General features: G+C 33.1%; 23 protein-coding genes and 1 pseudogene. 19 read left to right on the plus strand and 5 right to left on the minus strand.

What is annotated here, in order from left to right:
* The first annotated feature begins 67 nt into the window (after positions 1-67).
* The 3 genes from C8N41_RS01910 to nadD are packed head-to-tail and all read left to right on the plus strand — an operon-like array spanning position 68 to position 2,177.
* Entirely contained in the window at positions 68-925 is an 858-nt protein-coding gene (locus tag C8N41_RS01910) for a YicC/YloC family endoribonuclease (protein WP_092446265.1), read from the plus strand.
* A gap of 52 nt (positions 926-977) precedes the next feature.
* Positions 978-1,568 (plus strand): guanylate kinase, encoded by a 591-nt coding sequence (gene gmk / locus C8N41_RS01915; RefSeq protein WP_092446263.1) that lies wholly within the window; start codon positions 978-980, stop codon positions 1,566-1,568.
* A 30-nt stretch (positions 1,569-1,598) separates the two neighbouring features.
* Positions 1,599-2,177, plus strand: coding sequence for a nicotinate (nicotinamide) nucleotide adenylyltransferase (gene nadD / locus C8N41_RS01920; RefSeq protein ID WP_092446261.1), 579 nt, complete (start codon positions 1,599-1,601; stop codon positions 2,175-2,177).
* Between the two features lie 145 nt (positions 2,178-2,322).
* Here nadD and C8N41_RS01925 read toward each other — a convergent pair whose 3' ends face one another.
* From C8N41_RS01925 to C8N41_RS01940, 4 genes are all read right to left on the minus strand, one after another.
* A complete protein-coding gene (locus tag C8N41_RS01925) occupies positions 2,323-2,682 on the minus strand; it encodes a YraN family protein (protein ID WP_115838016.1) in 360 nt (119 codons plus the stop codon).
* Between the two features lie 14 nt (positions 2,683-2,696).
* Entirely contained in the window at positions 2,697-3,107 is a 411-nt protein-coding gene (locus C8N41_RS01930; protein ID WP_115838017.1) for a hypothetical protein, read from the minus strand.
* Between the two features lie 6 nt (positions 3,108-3,113).
* Positions 3,114-4,088, minus strand: coding sequence for a S66 peptidase family protein (locus C8N41_RS01935; RefSeq protein ID WP_249033220.1), 975 nt, complete (start codon positions 4,086-4,088; stop codon positions 3,114-3,116).
* 230 nt (positions 4,089-4,318) lie between these two features.
* Complete coding sequence (locus C8N41_RS01940; RefSeq protein WP_115838018.1) at positions 4,319-4,918, minus strand: hypothetical protein; 600 nt, start codon at positions 4,916-4,918, stop codon at positions 4,319-4,321.
* Positions 4,919-5,054: 136 nt separating this feature from the next.
* Between C8N41_RS01940 and metG the strand changes: the two are divergent.
* The 12 genes and pseudogenes from metG to C8N41_RS01990 all read left to right on the plus strand — a co-directional run.
* Positions 5,055-7,130: pseudogene (gene metG, locus C8N41_RS01945) on the plus strand (methionine--tRNA ligase); the annotation flags it as partial.
* A gap of 157 nt (positions 7,131-7,287) precedes the next feature.
* Positions 7,288-7,758, plus strand: coding sequence for a lipocalin family protein (locus C8N41_RS01950; protein WP_115838020.1), 471 nt, complete (start codon positions 7,288-7,290; stop codon positions 7,756-7,758).
* 3 nt (positions 7,759-7,761) lie between these two features.
* Entirely contained in the window at positions 7,762-8,472 is a 711-nt protein-coding gene (locus C8N41_RS01955; RefSeq protein ID WP_092446251.1) for an OmpA family protein, read from the plus strand.
* A gap of 86 nt (positions 8,473-8,558) precedes the next feature.
* Positions 8,559-10,676, plus strand: a complete 2,118-nt coding sequence (locus tag C8N41_RS01960; protein WP_115838021.1) for a Tex family protein — start codon at positions 8,559-8,561, stop codon at positions 10,674-10,676.
* Positions 10,676-11,578: a histone deacetylase family protein gene (locus tag C8N41_RS01965; protein WP_115838022.1), complete on the plus strand. Its 903-nt coding sequence runs from the start codon at positions 10,676-10,678 to the stop codon at positions 11,576-11,578. The genes C8N41_RS01960 and C8N41_RS01965 overlap by 1 nt, the downstream gene beginning before the upstream one ends.
* A gap of 73 nt (positions 11,579-11,651) precedes the next feature.
* Positions 11,652-12,170 carry a ferritin gene (locus C8N41_RS01970; RefSeq protein WP_115838023.1) on the plus strand — a complete coding sequence of 173 codons (519 nt, stop codon included), beginning with the start codon at positions 11,652-11,654 and terminating at the stop codon, positions 12,168-12,170.
* Positions 12,171-12,255: 85 nt separating this feature from the next.
* On the plus strand, positions 12,256-12,432 hold the full coding sequence (locus C8N41_RS16870; RefSeq protein ID WP_170137073.1) for a hypothetical protein: 177 nt from the start codon (positions 12,256-12,258) through the stop codon (positions 12,430-12,432).
* Between the two features lie 222 nt (positions 12,433-12,654).
* The gene (locus tag C8N41_RS01975) at positions 12,655-13,068 is read left to right on the plus strand and encodes an ASCH domain-containing protein (protein ID WP_249033222.1); all 414 of its coding nucleotides are present in this window, start codon (positions 12,655-12,657) and stop codon (positions 13,066-13,068) included.
* Positions 13,069-13,212: 144 nt separating this feature from the next.
* Positions 13,213-14,055 carry a helix-turn-helix domain-containing protein gene (locus C8N41_RS01980; protein ID WP_092446242.1) on the plus strand — a complete coding sequence of 281 codons (843 nt, stop codon included), beginning with the start codon at positions 13,213-13,215 and terminating at the stop codon, positions 14,053-14,055.
* A 90-nt stretch (positions 14,056-14,145) separates the two neighbouring features.
* Positions 14,146-14,298, plus strand: coding sequence for a hypothetical protein (locus C8N41_RS16875; protein ID WP_157724059.1), 153 nt, complete (start codon positions 14,146-14,148; stop codon positions 14,296-14,298).
* Between the two features lie 143 nt (positions 14,299-14,441).
* The gene (locus C8N41_RS01985) at positions 14,442-14,993 is read left to right on the plus strand and encodes a carboxymuconolactone decarboxylase family protein (RefSeq protein ID WP_115838025.1); all 552 of its coding nucleotides are present in this window, start codon (positions 14,442-14,444) and stop codon (positions 14,991-14,993) included.
* 27 nt (positions 14,994-15,020) lie between these two features.
* Entirely contained in the window at positions 15,021-15,404 is a 384-nt protein-coding gene (locus C8N41_RS01990) for a cupredoxin domain-containing protein (RefSeq protein WP_115838026.1), read from the plus strand.
* 77 nt (positions 15,405-15,481) lie between these two features.
* Here C8N41_RS01990 and C8N41_RS01995 read toward each other — a convergent pair whose 3' ends face one another.
* On the minus strand, positions 15,482-15,814 hold the full coding sequence (locus tag C8N41_RS01995; RefSeq protein WP_092446236.1) for a single-stranded DNA-binding protein: 333 nt from the start codon (positions 15,812-15,814) through the stop codon (positions 15,482-15,484).
* 235 nt (positions 15,815-16,049) lie between these two features.
* On the opposite strand from C8N41_RS01995, the gene C8N41_RS02000 reads away from it, so the two are divergent.
* The 4 genes from C8N41_RS02000 to C8N41_RS02015 all read left to right on the plus strand — a co-directional run bounded on the left by C8N41_RS02000 (position 16,050) and on the right by C8N41_RS02015 (position 19,341).
* Positions 16,050-16,574, plus strand: a complete 525-nt coding sequence (locus C8N41_RS02000) for a DUF4365 domain-containing protein (protein WP_115838027.1) — start codon at positions 16,050-16,052, stop codon at positions 16,572-16,574.
* Positions 16,574-17,665 (plus strand): hypothetical protein, encoded by a 1,092-nt coding sequence (locus C8N41_RS02005; protein ID WP_115838028.1) that lies wholly within the window; start codon positions 16,574-16,576, stop codon positions 17,663-17,665. The genes C8N41_RS02000 and C8N41_RS02005 overlap by 1 nt, the downstream gene beginning before the upstream one ends.
* Before the next feature lie 152 nt (positions 17,666-17,817).
* Positions 17,818-18,231 (plus strand): immunity 22 family protein, encoded by a 414-nt coding sequence (locus C8N41_RS02010; protein WP_115838029.1) that lies wholly within the window; start codon positions 17,818-17,820, stop codon positions 18,229-18,231.
* Positions 18,232-18,411: 180 nt separating this feature from the next.
* The gene (locus tag C8N41_RS02015) at positions 18,412-19,341 is read left to right on the plus strand and encodes an STM4504/CBY_0614 family protein (protein WP_115838030.1); all 930 of its coding nucleotides are present in this window, start codon (positions 18,412-18,414) and stop codon (positions 19,339-19,341) included.
* Positions 19,342-19,451: the final 110 nt, after the last annotated feature.

Consider the following 19,451-nt stretch of genomic DNA (forward strand, 5'->3'; position numbering starts at 1 on the left):
ACGCTTTCTAAACTATTTAAAACCATTCAATTTTGTACCTTTGCGCAACTTTAATTGTAATGTTTTAATGATACAATCCATGACAGGTTATGGGAAATCTGTACTACAGCTCCCAACCAAAAAAATCTCAATAGAATTAAAATCTCTAAATAGTAAAAACTTAGATCTCAATGCTCGCATGCCTTCCATGTACAGAGCCAAGGAGTTAGACATAAGAAAACTAATTGCTAAAAACCTCGTAAGAGGTAAAGTAGACTTTTCGCTATTTGTAGAAATTACAGGTGAGGATACAAGTTCTAAAATAAACAAAACGGTTGTAAAAGAATACATTAAACAACTTAAAGAGGTTGTAGATGGTGATGCTACAGAATTACTAAAAATGGCCATTCGTTTACCAGATGCTGTAACTACAGAACGCGACGATATAGATGAAGAAGAATGGACTCTAATCAGTAAAGAAATTAACAATGCCATTGCTAATATTGTCATTTATAGACAAGACGAGGGTGCCACGTTAAAGCAAGACTTTGAAGATAGAATTGCAACACTTAGACGTCTATTAGAAGAGGTTATCACTATGGATCCTGAGCGCATTGATGGAGTTAGAGCGCGTTTAGAAAAAGGTATTGCGGATATTAAAGAGAAAGTAGATGAAAACCGTTTTGAACAAGAACTCGTCTATTATATTGAAAAATTTGATATTACAGAAGAAAAAGTAAGACTAGAGAATCATTTAGATTATTTTATCAAAGCCTTAGATTCAGAAGACTCTAACGGAAAGAAATTAGGTTTTATTTCTCAAGAAATTGGAAGAGAAATTAATACTATCGGCTCAAAATCTAATTATGCACCTATGCAAAAATTAGTCGTTCAGATGAAAGACGAGCTTGAAAAAATTAAAGAACAATTATTAAACGTACTCTAAATTTGCTGACCGTTATAGTCGCAGTATACAGTAAAAAGTAAAACAATTTATTTTGTCAGAAATTAAAAACGAAGTACAAGGCAAACTCATCGTATTTTCAGCACCTTCTGGATCTGGAAAAACAACTATAGTTCGTCATTTACTAAAACAGCCAGAACTCAATTTAGAATTTTCTATTTCTGCAACCTCACGCGATAAACGTGGTAATGAAGTAAACGGAAAAGATTATTATTACTTGTCGCTTCAAGAGTTTAAAAACCGCATTAAAAACGATGAGTTTTTAGAATGGGAAGAAGTATACAGAGATAATTTTTACGGCACTTTAAAAACTGAAATCGAACGTATTTGGGCAAAAGGAAAGCATGTTATTTTCGATATCGATGTCTCTGGCGGCTTACGTATAAAACGAAAATTCCCAGATCAGACCATCGCTATTTTTGTAAAACCACCAGATTTAAATGAACTGGTAAGACGGCTTAAAGAACGTGGTGAAGAGAGTGCAGAAAAAATTAGCATGCGTGTAGCGAAAGCACCTGCAGAATTAGCCACAGCCCCTTTATTTGATGAAATTGTTATAAACTCTAATTTAGATGAAGCATTAGAGAACGCTTATAAATTAGTTTCAGACTTTATAAAAAAATAGACTTGCCTTTGCAAAAATGGATAAAAGATAATGAAGATAGGTTTATATTTCGGAACATTTAATCCCATTCATATTGGTCACTTAACTATTGCCAATCATTTAGCAGAACATAGCGATTTAGACCAGGTTTGGTTTGTAGTTACTCCGCTAAGCCCTTTTAAAAAGAAAAGCAGTCTACTAGACAATTACCACCGACTAGAAATGGTGCATTTAGCAACACAAGATTATGATAATTTAAGACCAAGTGATATTGAATTTGGATTAAAACAGCCCAACTACACTATTGATACACTCACGTATCTTTTTGAGAAACATCCAAATTATGAGTTTGCTTTAATTATGGGAGAAGACAATTTAAAAAGTCTTCATAAATGGAAAAACTACGAGCTTATTTTAGAAAATCATAACATTTATGTTTACCCAAGACTATCTAAAGGTACGATAGACACTCAATTTAATAATCATCCTAAAATTATAAAAGTTGATGCACCTATTATGGAACTGTCATCAACTTTTATTAGAAATGAAATAAAAGACGGTAAAAATGTACGTCCGATGTTATCGGGAAATGTTTGGCAATTTATTGACGAAATGAATTTTTATAGGTAACACATTCCTGCGAAGGCAGGAATCTCATGAAGAAAACCCTATATTCTTAAAGTTTAAACATAATCTGTCTCAAACTTTTTGAAAGCAGTAGTCTAAACATTTAAAATTCTGTAATAATTTATGGGATTCCCGTTTTCACGGGAATTTAAAAATGATAAAAAGCATCTTCATAATGTGTCAATTGTTCCGTGGTTTTATTCTTTAATACTGCAACAATATCAAAACGTGTTTCTAATTCTATATCATGTTCAAGAATAAAAGCATCCATCGCTTTTACCAATAATTTTATTTTGCTTGGAGTTACAAATTCTTGCGGATCACCAAAAAAATCAGAATTTCGTGTTTTGACTTCAACACAAATCATGGTATTATTATGCTTGGCAATAATATCGATTTCTGCTTTTTGAAACACGTAATTACGAACCACGATTTCATAGCCTTTTTTTAACAGCAATTCTGTGGCGAGTTGCTCACCTAATTGACCAAGTTCGTTGTGTTGTGCCAAAGTTTAGTGTTTAGTTAAAACTTATCTGATAATTTTAAAATCTGATTCAAAAAGCTTAATAGAGTTGTTGAATTTTTTGTAAAGTTAAAAAAATCGAAAATGGGTTGTGGTAATTCACGTTTCAATTCATCAGTTTCCTCCTTAGTCACATTTTCAAAAGACTTTAGCCAACTTTCAAAATAATCTACCCCTTCATATGTCAATTCGTTTGCATACCTATCCACAAATTTTTTGTTAATAAATAGATATCTTATAGAATCACGAAAGAGTTCATTATTAAAGTCAGAACCATACAATTCCATTATGGGTTTCTTTATATCATCAACGCGCTTCATTGCTCTACCTTCACTTTCAATATACAATTTAAACAGGATTAAATGTCGCATCAATTCATTGGCCTCTAGAATATTTAAAGCTTTACTCATACGATTTTAATTTTTAAATTTTAAAGTCGACTGCCCTTTGCCAACCTTTAACTCCACCTTACGCCCCAAAACCAAAGCACGGTTATCTTTTTCATGACCCGCAGGCATATGAAATGCAATTGGAAAATCATAATCCGACAATGCATCTAAAATTAATTGTTCTATAGAGCTTCCCCAAAGGGTTGTGTTTTTTCGTAATTTAGACATATCTCCAACAACCAATCCATTTAAATTATCAAAATAGCCAGCACGTTTCATACTCTGCAACATCCGATCTATATGATACTTATACTCACCAATTTCTTCTATAAACAAAATTTTACCACTGGTATCCAAACTTTCTTTAGAACCCAGCATGGTATGTAAAATGGTAAGGTTACCTCCAATTAAAGCTCCTGAAGTTTCCCCTACTCTATTGTAATCCGATCCTTTTAAAGTATAGTTAAATGGATTTCCAAATAAAGCCGCTTTAAACGTTTCTACAGTTTCCGAAATCTTAGACAGATCGTTAGTTAAACTTACACACATTAAGGCATGCAAAGACTGAATTCCTTCATTATGCAATTGATTGTGCAACGCTGTAATATCAGAATAGCCGATAACCCATTTTGGGTTTTTCTTAAATGTAGTATAATCTAACTTATCTAAAATTCTAACAGTACCATAGCCACCACGAGCACACCAAATGGCACTTATTTTAGGATCGTCCATAGCTTTTTGTAAATCTTCACAGCGCTCGTCGTCAGTACCAGCAAAATGATGTCCTTGTTTAAACACATTTTTACCAATAACGGCATGTAAACCCCAACTTTTTAAAAGCGCTACCGCTTGCTGAACTTCCCCTTCTCTACTTTTTAAAATCCCAGAAGGAGCTACAATGGCCACTGTATCTCCTTTTTTCAAATATGGTGGCTGAATGCATTCTGAAGTCATTTTCTTAGCTAAATGGGTTTCTAGTTGTGCGTTAACGTCGGTATTCATAATCATTATGCAAAGTAATATGAGATATGACACGTACCTTTTAAAAATCATAATATAGTTTTTGTAAATATAAAAAGGAAATATGGAAGCCAATGAAATTAACTAGCGAATAACACTTATGAAAATCCATCGAGACATCGTCCTGTTTCATCTTTAATAAGATTAAGACATAAAAAAAAGATGGTCTTAAAAATAAGACCATCTTTTTTATAAACTAGCAGATAAACCTATTAATTAAATAACGCTTTAGTTTTAACTGCATTAGATGTTGCTGGTCTACCTAAATCAGAAGAATAGTCAACAGAGACTAAAGAACCTGTATAATACCCTGAAAATGATGTTCCGTTTGATACCGTTCCTTCAAATTCAAACTCGTAAGAAGAACCATCATCTAAAACGGTAAACGTTCCAGAATTAATATCAAAGTAATTATAATCATCATCAAATGTAGCATCAATAATTACCTCAGCATAAGTATAGGTTCCCGCTTCAGTATTATTTCCAAAGACATAAACTCCCTCTTCCAAATCCTGTGAGTTTGATGTATATAATTCAAAATACACTCCAGAAAATGTATCATTAGTAGGTATCGTTTCTCCATTTACAGTTCTTAATCCTGAGTCCACTAACGAAATATCAAAATTATATATTCCATCAAAATATTCGCCGTAATCTGCGATTACTCCTGATTTTAATTGATATTCTGTTTCTCCATAGATTAATACACCTGAACCTGTGTTAGATCCTCCGTCACCATCGTCATCATTTCCACAAGAAAAAGACACGAGACCAATTGATACTAATAAAAAAAGTAATTTTAAATTCTTCATTTTAATAAATTTGTTTGATTAAGCTCTAAATGTAAATTAAATTATTTTCCTACTAAAAAAATGTTAAAATTTTTCGATGAAGCGATTCTACATTTCATTATAATACACACTACAAAATGCTTACTTTTGTAGATTCAAAAAACTAATACACATGTCTAAAAGATATACCATAACCGCAGCATTACCATATACTAATGGACCAATTCATATTGGTCACTTGGCAGGTGTTTATGTGCCTGCAGATATTTATGCTAGATATTTAAGATTAACCGGAAATGATGTTGCCTTTATATGTGGAAGTGACGAGCATGGTGTGCCCATTACTATTAAAGCCAAAAAAGAAGGAGTCACTCCACAAGATATTGTAGATAAATACCATGCCATCATTAAACAATCTTTTGTGGACTTTGGTATTTCACTAGACAACTATTCGCGTACGACGGCCAAAATTCATCACGATACCGCTCAAGAGTTCTTTAAAACACTTTACGACAAAAACGAGTTTGTAGAAGAAGTCACAGAACAATTATACGATGAAGAAGCAAATCAGTTTTTAGCCGATCGTTTTGTAACCGGAACCTGCCCAAAATGTGGAAATGAGGAAGCCTATGGTGACCAATGTGAAAGCTGCGGAACAAGCTTAAATGCCACGGATTTAATTAATCCTAAATCGGCGATAACTGGTAATGTACCGACCTTAAAAGAAACTAAACACTGGTTTTTACCACTAAATAAGCATGAAGAATTTTTACGTGAGTGGATTTTAAAAGGTCATAAAAAAGATTGGAAGCCTAATGTTTACGGTCAAGTAAAATCTTGGATAGATGATGGTTTGCGTCCACGTGCCGTAACTAGAGATTTAGATTGGGGAATTCCGGTGCCTGTAGAAGGTGGAGAAGGTAAAGTACTTTACGTATGGTTTGATGCACCCATTGGTTACATTTCAGCAACCAAAGAATGGGCTGAACGCGAAGGTAAAAATTGGGAAGATTACTGGAAAGACGAAGATACTAAACTCGTGCACTTTATAGGAAAAGACAATATTGTTTTTCACTGTATTATTTTCCCTTCGATGTTAAAAGCTGAAGGCTCTTATATTTTACCAGAAAATGTACCTGCCAATGAGTTTTTAAATTTAGAGGGACAGAAATTATCGACTTCTAAAAACTGGGCCGTTTGGTTACCCGATTATTTAATCGATTTCCCAAATCAGCAAGATGTATTGCGATATGCTCTAACAGCTAATGCACCAGAAACGAAGGATAACGATTTTACTTGGAAAGATTTTCAAGCCAGAAATAATAATGAATTGGTAGCCATCTTCGGAAACTTCATCAATCGTGTAGTGGTTTTAACCAACAAATATTACAACGGCATTATTCCTGAACCTTCAGATTACAGTGCTATTGACCAAGAAATTTTAGCCGCTGTAAAAGCCTATCCTGCTGTAATTTCTAGTTCTATAGAACGTTACCGTTTTAGAGAAGCGAGCCAAGAACTTATGAACTTAGCACGATTAGGAAACAAATACTTAGCAGACGAAGAACCTTGGAAAACTGTAAAAACCGACGAAGCACGTACTAAAACCGTGATGTTTGTGGCTTTACAAATCGCTTCGGCACTTGCTGTGTTGTCAGAGCCGTTTTTACCGTTTACGTCTAATAAATTAAAATCAATTCTTTGTCATTCCGCACTTGATGCGGAATCTACTTGGGATGATATCAGCTCTAAAGAGTTACTGCTACCTGCCAACCACAAAATCGGAAAAGCAGATTTACTATTCTCTAAAATTGAAGATGCACAAATTGAAGCCCAGTTAGAGAAGCTTATTGCAAGTAAAAAAGCAAATGAAGCGGCTAATAAAGCCGTTGAGCCTCAAAAAGAAGAAATCACTTTTGAAGATTTCACCAAATTAGACTTGCGTGTTGGTACCATTATTGAAGCTGAAAAAATGCCTAAAACTAAAAAGCTTTTGGTCTTAAAAGTAGATACTGGTATAGATACACGCACCATTGTATCTGGTATTGCAGAAAGCTTTAAACCAGAAGAAGTAATCGGCAAACGCGTCACCGTTTTAGTAAACCTAGCTCCACGAAAATTAAGAGGAGTAGAGAGTCAAGGTATGATTTTAATGACTGAAGACCAAGGTGGAAATTTAGTATTTGTTAATCCGGATAAAGACAATGTAAGCAACGGGCTTCAAATTAGTTAACCCTTCATTAACGTTATAGAAAAAGAGGTTTTACAGATAGTGAAACCTCTTTTTTTAGATTTATAGTTTTGCTATTGCATCAATATTTTTTTCATTTCAAGTAATCCTCACCTTGCTCTTTAGCTAATTTTGAAAAGAATCAATATAGCAAGAGACAATGAAAAAATTAGCGATACTATGTCTTACCTTTTGTTTTTTAGCTTGCGGTAGTTCAAAAACAGTCCGCGAATCTAAAAAAACAATAAAAGGAAATTGGACATTAACTACGGTAGAATCTTCAGCCATTGGCGATCTAAAAATATCACTACTCAACGATGCAGAAGCGTCGTGTTTTAAAAATAGTTCTTGGCAGTTTATTCCAAATAACAATACCGGAATTTACAGTTTATCTGGGATGAATTGCAATACAGACCAACGTTATTTCACATTTACCATAGATGAAATTAATGAAGATACGGGTTTGTATAACTTCCTATTAAAACCAACGGATGCCAAAGGAAAATCTGAAACCAATTCTGGATTTCGATTACAATTAACATCACTTTCTGAAACTGCCATGCAATGGCAACAGGTAGTGACATTAGATGGAAAGCCCATCACCATTTCTATGAACTTTTCAAAATATTAAATTATGAAACTATTACATTATAAAACAAATTTAGTCATAACCCTATCATTACTTTTAGTTTTGATGACAAGTTGCAAAGCTGTAGACAATGCCAACAACAAACAAAAAGGAGGAGTAATTGGTACTGCTGGTGGTGCACTTTTAGGTGCCATTATCGGTAATAACGTTGGCGATGGCAACAACAGTGAGCTAGGTGCCGTCATTGGAGGCGTTGTTGGAGGTACCACCGGAGTATTAATTGGAAAAAAAATGGATAAACAAGCTCAGGAAATTGAACAAGAAATCCCAGGAGCATCCGTAGAACGTGTTGATAATGGTATTGTGCTTACTTTCGATGAACAAAGTGGCGTCTATTTTGACACCGAAAAATATAATATCAATGCCAAATCTCAAGAAACATTAAACAAGCTTGCTAGCGTATTTTCAGAATATCCAGAGACTAATATTTTAGTTGTAGGGCATACCGACAGCTCTGGTAACGATGCTTACAATATGACCTTATCTAAAAACAGAGCACAAGCCGTTACCAATTACTTAACAGGAAAAGGTTTAAATAGTAGCAGATTTACTACCAAATGGTTTGGCGAAGAAAAACCTATGTATGATAATTCTACAGCTGAAGGACGTTCTAAAAACAGACGTGTTAATATAGCCATTGTACCTAATGAAACTATGGTAGAAAATGCAGAAAAAGAAGCTGAGACAACTGAATAAGTTTTATTAAAACTATTCGGCAATTACAGAAGAGTTAAATATATTACAGACCTTATATCTTTAAATTTATAAGGTCTTTTTTTATGATGATAAAATATATAGTTAAGCGTACCCAATTAGCCGAAAAAAAAGTAAAAAGCACCATTCAACTACTAAATGATGACTGTACTATTCCTTTTATTTCGCGCTACAGAAAAGAAGTCACAGGGAATTTAGATGAAATACAGATTGCTGATATTGTTAAATACAAAGAGTTATTTGAAGCTTTAGAAAAGCGAAAAATCGCCATTTTAAAAGCTCTAGAAGACCAAGGGGTTTTAACCGAAGCCTTAAAACAAAAAATTGAGAATACGCAAGACCTCACCACACTTGAAGATCTGTATTTGCCTTTCAAGAAAAAAAGGAAAACAAAAGCCGAAACTGCTCGTAAAAATGGCTTAGAGCCCTTGGCTAAAATCATCATGAGCCAAAAGGCTAATGATGTTGAATCTATTGCCTATAAATATGTAAAAGGAGATCTTTCATCCGTTGAAGAGGCTTTAGAAGGTGCCAGGCATATAATTGCCGAGTGGCTAAACGAACGTACCGATATAAGAAATAATCTACGTCATCAATTAGAACGTTATGCTCAAATTTCAACAAAAGTTATTAAAACTAAAAAAGACGATGAAAAAGCACAAAAGTTTAGAGATTACTTTGACTGGTCAGAATCGTTAAATCGCATTCCATCGCACAGATTACTCGCCATTTTAAGAGCAGAAAGCGAAGGTTTTATCCGCATTAAAATTGAAACTGACGACATACGCGCGTTGGAACATATAGATAATAGAATCATTAGAAGTAAAAATGCTTGTGCAGACCAAATTGAATTAGCCATTTCTGATGCTTATAAGCGTTTATTATTTCCGTCGTTGAGTAAAGAAACCCTCAACAATGCTAAGGAAAAAGCCGATGATGCCGCAATCACAGTATTTGCTAAAAATCTAAAGCAGTTGTTGTTAGGGTCTCCATTAGGTGAAAAACGCGTGTTAGCAATCGATCCTGGGTTTAGATCGGGTTGTAAAATCGTGTGTTTAGATGCCCAAGGCGCATTAAAACACAACGAAACCATTTATCCACACGCTCCAAAAAATGATAGTATTGGAGCTATAAAAAAGATTTCATCTTTAGCCGAAGCTTATAAAATTGAAGCCATTGCGATTGGAAACGGAACAGCATCAAGAGAAACAGAAGCCTTAATTCGTAAAATTCAGTTTAAAAACGAGATTCAGGTGTTTGTAGTTAGTGAAGCTGGTGCAAGTATTTATTCAGCTTCAACAATTGCACGTGAAGAATTCCCTGATTATGACGTTACGGTTAGAGGTTCGGTTTCTATTGGACGACGACTACAAGATCCGTTAGCGGAACTAGTAAAAATTGATGCTAAGTCTATAGGAGTTGGCCAATATCAGCACGATGTAGATCAGACTAAATTGCAAAAACAATTGGATATAGTAGTTGAGTATTGTGTGAATGCGGTTGGTGTTAATATTAATTCGGCAAGCACGTCATTATTAAGTTATGTTTCGGGAATAGGGCCTAAATTGGCTGAAAATATTTTTGAATACAGAACAGAACACGGTGTTTTTAAATCTCGAAAAGACATTTTAAAAGTGCCACGATTAGGAGACAAAGCTTTTGAACAAAGTGCTGCTTTCTTAAGAATAAAAGGAGCTAAAAATCCTTTAGATGATTCGGCTGTGCATCCAGAACGCTATGCAATTGTAAAACAAATGGCAAAAGATGAAGGGATTTCGCTTCAAGATTTAATTGGAAATAAAACCACGCTTAAAAAGATAGATTTAAAAAAATATGTTTCTGAAAGTGTTGGTTTATTAACGCTTCAAGACATCATTACTGAGCTTGAAAAACCAGGTTTAGACATCAGAGAAACAGCAAAAGTATTCACTTTCAACCAAAACATAAAAACCATTACCGATTTACATGAAGGACAATTATTACCAGGAATCGTTAATAACATTACCAATTTTGGTTGTTTTGTAGATGTTGGAATTAAGGAAAGTGGCTTAATTCACGTGTCCAATTTATCGGATAGCTTTGTAAAAGATGTTAATGAACATGTGCATTTGCACCAGCAAATTATTGTGAAGGTTTTGGAGGTAGATGTGGCACGGAAACGGATTCAGCTTAAATTGCATAAGTGATGTTAAAAATAGCTTTTCACCCAATATACAGACACTATTTACCTGCAGGACATCGATTCCCTATGGAAAAGTACGAGCTACTACCAGAGCAATTATTGCATGAAGGCACTTGTAGTCATCCTAACTTTTTTGAACCAGAAATACCTAACGATAAATATATTCTTGCGGTCCATGACCCAGAATATTATTACGATTTAGTTAATCTCACACTCAATCAGCGAGCTGCCAGAAAAATAGGCTTTCCTTTAAGTCGCACTTTAGTAGAACGTGAAATACGAATTACAGATGGCACCATAAAAGCGAGTGAATTTGCTTTACAACATGGCATTGCCATGAATATTGCAGGTGGCACACATCATGCCTTTACCAATCGTGGAGAAGGGTTTTGTATGCTTAATGACCAAGCCATCGGAGCGCGTTATCTTCAACATAAAGGTCTCGTTGATAAAATTTTAATTGTCGATTTAGATGTGCACCAAGGCAATGGCACAGCAGAAATTTTTCAAAATGACGATTCGGTTTTTACCTTTTCTATGCATAGCAAAAGCAATTATCCATTTAAAAAAGAAACCAGTAATCTAGATATCGCTCTAGAAAATGACACTAACGACTCCGCCTATTTAAACCTTTTAAAAGACACCTTACCAAATCTTATAGCGCAACAGCAACCAGATTTTATTTATTATTTGTGCGGTGTAGATGTCATTAAAACCGACAAATTAGGAAAACTAGGCTTAACTTTAGAAGGCTGTAAAGCCAGAGACCGTTTTGTTTTAGAGCAATGTAAATTAAATCAAATCCCAGTAATGTGCAGCATGGGAGGCGGTTATTCTCCAGACATTAAAACCATTGTAACTGCCCATGCCAATACGTTTCGCACAGCACAAGACATTTACTTTTAGAGTTAATTTCTAAAGAAGAAAAGCTTCAAAACTGATTTAACTATGCTTATATTTGTTTAAAACACTACAAATTATGTTATCAAAGTCTATTGAAGCGGCATTAAACAAGCAAATAAGAATCGAGGCAGAATCCTCACAAGCCTATTTAGCCATGGCTATTTGGGCCGAAGTAAAAGGCTTAGAAGGTATTTCTAATTTTATGTACAGCCAATCTGATGAGGAACGTGAACACATGTTAAAGCTGGTAAAGTTTATTAATGAACGTGGCGGCCACGCACATGTATCTGAACTTAAAGCACCAAGTGTAACCTTTTCTTCATATAAAGCTATGTTTGAAAAACTTTTGGAACACGAAATTTTTGTCTCCGAAAGCATTAACGAACTAGTACACATCTCATTACAAGAAAAAGATTATGCCACCCATAACTTTTTACAATGGTACGTATCTGAGCAAATTGAAGAAGAAGCTATGGCTAGAACCATCTTGGATAAAGTAAAGATGATTGGAGATGATAAAGGTGGATTGTATTTATTTGATAGAGACATACAACAATTAACTGTAAGTTCAGCAGCTGACACTCCTGAAAACTAAAATGTTAAAGATTTATTTAGATTAAATACAAATAACTATTTTTGCTCTTAATACTTACAACCTCCCTTTAAAGAGGAAACTAAAGATGGGTAAAAAGAAGAAAAATAAAAAGTTAAAAAAAGAACGCTTAAAAATACTTGAGGCCTCTGGTGTAGAAGCCCTAGGTAAAGTAAAATCCAAGTGTTGTAAAAAATATAAGAAAGCGGAAAATAAGCGCTGTAAAAAATGCCCTTGCTTTGATTTACTAAAAAAAGTAGCTTAAATATATTACGAACTTCAAACCTGTATAAGATTTATAATCCAGAAACAGTAACCGATAAGGTTGCTGTTTTTGTTTTTTTAGTACTTTAGAAACTTAATATGCGTTCTACTTATACTAATAACAGCTTGTAAAAGCGAAACATCAACTAGAATACAACAAGAAAAATCCATAGACAAATCCGTTTATGAGATATGGCAAGCATACCTCAAATCCCATCCCGAGTTGCCACAAGACGAGCTTCCTGAATCTTGGTATTTCCATGATAATAGGGACGATGCAAATCGCTTAGCTGCATTGGTTTTAAGTGGAAAAAAGAAAGCGAGTTCAGGCCTATATACCTGGTATAAGGATGCTAATGCAGATTTACCTAAAATAGGCACTAAACATATTGTAACCAATTTTAATGGCGCTGCAAAAGCTATCATTGAAATTACAAAAGTAGATACTATTCCCTTTAATAAGATTCCTAAAAGCTATGCTGCTTTAGATATGGGCATCTCAACTAATCCGTTACAAAAATGGAAAAAAGCACATTGGGACTTTTTTACAAGTTCTATGGTAGAAAGTGGTGAAACACCTACTGAAGATATGCTCATCGTTTGTGAAGAATTTAAAACTATTTGGCCAGAAAAGTGAGAATGTTTCATGACATCTAAAAAGCTTCAAAATACACCTTTTGTAATAAATTTAAAAGTAAGAAGTTTTTTCGCTGAACTACAAAATTATAGCATTCGTATCCTTGTTTTGTAATTTTTTGGTTTGTTATGAGACTCAGTAGCTATGACTCATACATTTAAAGAATTTTCAACAAATGCTATTTTCAATATTGGAAATGAAACCGATCTTCTCCCCTTTTCAAAAGGAAAACAGTGTGAGTTATATACGTTTATTTGGGCAAAATCTGAAGCGATCGATCTCGTTATTGATAATGTACCTTTTACTGTTCCGCCACATAGTATTTTAGCCTTAACGCCTATTCAATATCTTCAATACAACAGTGGTAATGACATTATAATCTATCAATTTAATAGTGAATTTTACTGTATTAAAGATCACGACCAAGAGGTAAGTTGTGTAGGCATTCTCTTTTTTGGAAATACTAATATTCCTGTGATTCATTTAGACAAAACCGAACAACAAAAGTATAAAACCTTACACGACGTTTTTATAGACGAATTGGATACTAAAGATAATATACAAGCTGAAATGCTTAGAATGCTAATGGCACGGTTTATTATTAAAAGTACACGTTTATTAAAAGCTAAAGAAGGGATTGTGTCCTCTCCTAAAAGCTCTAAAGTCGATTTACTAAGAACCTTTAATTTTTTAGTAGAACAACATTTTAAAACCGAACACAGTGTTGCGTTTTATGCTGAAAAATTATTTAAATCACCCAAGACCTTATCTAATAATTTTGCCAAATTAAACCAAAGTCCTCTACAAATTATTCATAATCGTATTGTATTAGAAACGCAACGACAATTAGTGTACACAGATAAAACAACTAAAGAAATTGCATACGATATCGGTTTTGAAGACGCTTCCCACTTAAGTCGCTTATTTAAAAAAATGACTTCGATGTCTCCTTCAGATTACAAAAAACGTTTAAAAAGCTCTAGTTAGGAAAAATTGACATGTCTTAGGGCAAATTCTTCATTTTAATACACCTCTTGCTCGCGCATCTTTGCATTGTAATATTAAAACAATAATAAGATGAAACTAAAAATCAAATCTATATTTAATCTCATAGAGATATTTGCAAACAGTCCAAAAAAAATAGGTAACACTATTAATACAAAAACGCATTGCGAACAAAAACACCTTCACGATTTTTATTGTGATGCCGAAAAGCCATTTGTAAGCTAAAATACACCAAAGGGAAAAAATGACATGCTTTAGGGCAATACTAGCATGTTTTCTCACGGTGTTATAGCGCAACTTTGTACTCACCAAATATAACAACAACTAAATAAATAACCTGAACATATTTCAGAACAAACATTTACATTATGAATACTACATTTAATATTCCGACTAAAGAAGACGTTAACAGTACCAACCAAGCTATTTTCGACAACCTAAATAAAACTTTAGGCTTTGTCCCAAATCTATATGCCACTTACGCGCACAGTGATACAGCTTTAGAAAATTATTTGAATTTCGCCAATGCAAAAACGTCCTTATCTGCAAAAGAAAAAGAGGTCGTTAACTTAGCAGTAAGTGAAGTTAATAATTGTATTTACTGTCTCTCTGCTCACACTGCAATTGCCAAAATGAATGGTTTTAACGATCAACAAATATTAGAATTACGAGCAGGTTTTTCTTCGATAAACAGCAAATTTGATGCTCTAGCTAAATTAGCTAAAAACATCACTGAAAACAGAGGAAAAACAGATACAGAGGCATTAGAACTTTTCTTCAATGCTGGTTATACTACAGGAAATTTAATCGACACCATTGCTTTAGTTGGAGAAAAAACCATCTCTAATTATATACATAGCACAACCCAAGTACCTGTAGATTTTCCTTTAGCACAACCATTAGAATTAGAAACTTTATAATTAATAATAATTTAAAATTAAAAACAAATGAAAACTATCGTAGCCATTGTAGCGTTCGCATTAACCTTTACTTTAACAGGGCATGCACAAGACCACATGAAAACTAAAGCGACAACCGTATCTTTAGAACAAACAAAAGGAGCATTTACCGAAAAATCAGTGACCTTAGAAGAAGGAGATTACATTTTTGAAATATCTAACAACAACGTTGGGCACCAAGTTGGTTTTGTATTAGTCCCTAAAGGAAAAGATGCCACTAAACCCGAAAATCATATTAAAACGGCATACGTGACCAAAGCTGTAGAAAATAACACTAAGGCCTCTAGTAACGTGACCACCTTAACCAAGGGAGAATATGTCTATTTCTGTCCATTAAATCCTACACCTCAATACACATTAACAGTCGAGTAAATTACACTGATTAATACTATAAAAAAAGAGCAGCCATAAGGCTGCTCTTTTTAGTTTATATAAATTGAGATTACGGATTATTTGCCTAACATTAAAAGTTCGTTGCAAACCACTTCCGTAATATAGCGTTTTATACCATCCTTATCTTCCCAAGATCTCGAAGTTAACTTCCCTTCTATGGCTACTTCTTTACCTTTTGTAACAAATTTTTCAATAATCTGAGCCGTTTTCCCCCAAGCTACAACATTGTGCCATTGCGTATCTGTAATCTTTTCGCCCTGTGCATTTTTATAACTATCGTTTGTCGCAATAGAAAATTTTGCTAGGATTTTTCCGGATTCAAAATTGGTGATTTCTGGGTCTTGTCCTAAGTTACCAATCAACTGTACTTTGTTTTTAAGTGTGTTCATAATTTCTAAATTTTAATGGTTAAACAGTTAATACTATCGAGTTCTTATGTTTCGACACTGCAAATATGAGATGACCTCCAAGCACTATACGGTAGTTACCCTTTTACATACGTTTGTAAATATTTGTTTTCGTTTGAAAATGACTAATTGTTGATATTCTTTGGTTTTGTTGTATTTTAGAGAACACTATTTGAAGTTTTGATAATGGATAGTTGGCAGTAATTAAAAAAAAGATATGACAGATAATGATATAATGGAAGAAATATCTAAGGGCTATTTAGAACTTATAGCCAGTAGAAATGGATATTTTAATTCCATACATCGCGACTATGGTACAGATTTAAGTATCAGAAAAGCGAAACTTTGTCCTATCAGAAAGAGGTATTTGACAACAGGAAAAGCTATAGATATCCAAGTAAAAGCTGTTTCTGAAAAGTATGTTCGTGATTATGACGATACATCTAAAACATTTGTCAAGTATGACCTTGAAGTCAAAAACTATAATGATTTAATTGACCGAGCTAATGAAAATGGTTCTTTTATTCCTTTAATTTTAGCTGTATTTATAATGCCTGAAACCAAGAATGAATGGCTCAATTTAAAACCGGAAGAACTGATTTTAAAAAAATGTGCTTTTTGGTTTCAAATTCCTTCAGGAGAATTACATTCGCAAAATAAATACACAGTTACAATTGATATTCCAAAAGCTAATCGAATTGCGATGGACTTTTATGATGTTCAATTTTCAGCACTAGACTAATGAGCAGATATAAAGAAATATTTATAAGAAATTATTTTATCTCTAGAGGTTGGAAACTTGAGAGAGAAGGAAATCTTTTTGGTTATTTTTCACCGCCTAAAAATATTGGCTTACCAAATGATTATTTATTGGAATTACCTAAAATGTCAAAAAACCAAAAAGGTTTTGATAATTACATTGAAAGATTAATTCAAGACTTAATATTTGCATTACCAACGGAATCGAATGAAGAGGACTTAAAAATATTATTTAGTAAAGAGAATTCAATTTTAAAATATAGAATTTTTGACGCTGATTCATCTGACGGAACAATTTCATTTCAGAAACATATTGACTCATTAGAAAACTTTAAAAAAGTTTTATCTCAAGCAGTAATATTTACAGCTACTAATAAACCAATTTTTGGAGACGCAAAATATGAAGTAGAAGGCTATTTAAATCGCTGTAGAGCCTTACAAACCGAAAAGGGAAGTTATGTAACAAGGTTAGAAATTCCAAACGACACAATTTATACAGCTTTCTCTAAAATTGAAACTGAAGACATAAATGATAAACTTTTTGATACTTTAGAATACCTAGAGGAGAATATATTTAATGCTAAAATTAAAATGGATATTACAGAAAATTATCTTCAAGATATTTCACCCATTTTAAATTATGAGTTATTCAATTCCATAAAAAATATTTATACAAAATCACATATTAATAATTTAGAATATCAATTATCATCGCACAACCGAATTAGAAAAATTGAAACTGAAAGAGTTCAAAAAAGTATTCCATATTTTACAAAATATTTAAGAGATGTAAAAAAGCTTTTACTTGAGGTTGTTCCTTTAGAGGCAATTGGATACATTAAAAGACTTTCTTCTTCATCACCTCTACATTCGACCAAAAATGAAGTTACTATTGATGCTGATGTTTCTGGAAATACAGAAACAATTAAAATTATTCTTAGAAGTGATGAATATATTGAAGCCATAGAAGCTCATAAAAACGAATGGCCTATTCGCATAAAAGGAAAAGCTCAACAAAATAAAACTATGCTAACAATTAAAGAACTTGAGGAATTTGATATTATAAAAAAATAACTACTGCCAACAATGTATAAAATTAATTGCTTGGTTCTAGCCTACTTACGAAAATCCTTGCGGATTTTCTATTCGGGTTTTATTTGCTAAATTAGTTGCTTAAACCACGCAACTAATCTTATACGAGACCGTTGGCAAACATTTAAGAATTTATGACTAAAAAGATAATTTGCGTTTGGATTGGAACTTTTGAATCTGAAGACGAACTCTACAAAAACTATCTTAATTTTGATTATGAAAACGACGACAATCCCGAATCTGAATTTGCCAAAGATTCTGAATTAGAATATTATGATGAGGATTTTATGGAAAGTTGGTGGTTTAGCAAACTGGAATTGAATAAACTGACGGAATATAAAGACGACTTACTCGACTCTGAATATTTTTTCGACGAACTTATTGCAGAATTAAAAAATAGAGATTTAACAACTCGGAATTCGATTTCGTTCTTATTTGGAGAAAATGGAGAAAACGCAACAAATGAAACGCTCTTTGAATACAACGGAATGGAAATGAAAGACAAACCGATTGAGTTTGTTTTTAAAAAAGAATATGAACTGAAATAAAAAACGATTTGCCAACAACGTGTATAATTAATTGCTTTGGTCGTTGCTTATTTGGAAAATTCCTTTGGAATTTTCTCGCGTTCGTTTTTGTTTACTAAATTAGTTGCTTAAACACGCAACTAACCATACACAAAACCGTTAGGCACAATATGACCAAACCAACTTCAATTCAATAAATAAATGGCAATATTTGATTTATTTTCTAAAAGACAAAAGAGATTAAGAGGCGAATTTCCTGAAATTTATACTTATGATAATATTCCACAACATTTAAGAGTTCAGATTATTCACATCATAAAAGATGCTATTGGAATTAGGAAACATGGACATGAAGATAAACCTGAAGAAGCTTATGACTTTATACACCAAACTCTTTGTCGTGAATATGGGATTTTTAGTTTAGGAGATAGATATTCAAAAAATGATGAAGATCACGTTTTGAACTTCCTTTTATCAACTGAAGATACTGAAAAAGCAATTGATGTAATTGAACTCTCGTTTAAATTTATAGATAGAATTATAAAACAATCTTTTGATGAATATGAATGGAATACTGAAATTAAAATTAAACCAGATGAGGCTATAGAAGAACTAAATGAACGATTTAAAGAACATGGAATTGGTTATTCTTTTGACGGAAGTGAAATTATAAGAGTTGATTCGACCTATACTCATGCTGAAATAACAAAACCAACGATTTCGCTATTATGGAATAATAAATTTGATGGAGCAAATGAGGAATATTTAAAAGCTCATGAACATTATAGACACGGAAGAAATAAAGAATGTTTAACCGAATGTTTGAAAGCTTTTGAAAGTACAATGAAGATTATTTGTTCTGAAAAAGGATGGACTTATAAACAGACTGACACAGCTAAAACTTTAATACAAATCTGTTTTAAAAATCAATTAGTTCCGACTTTCACCCAAAATCAATTTACATCTTTAAAGAACTTACTTGAAAGTGGAATCCCTACAATTCGAAACAAATTAGGTGGACATGGACAAGGACAAACACCGCAAATAGTTGACAATGAAATGACAAGATATGGTTTAAATTTGACTGGAACCAATATCATTTTCTTAATTGAACAAAGCGGAATAAAATAAATACTGTGCCTAACAACGTGTATAATTAATTGCTTTGGTCGTTGCTTATTTGGAAAATTCCTTCGGAATTTTCTCGCGTTCGTTTTTGTTTACTAAATTAGTTGCTGAAA

The organism is Winogradskyella sediminis (assembly GCF_003387355.1).
In the GTDB taxonomy this organism is placed as follows: Bacteria; Bacteroidota; Bacteroidia; order Flavobacteriales; family Flavobacteriaceae; genus Winogradskyella; species Winogradskyella sediminis.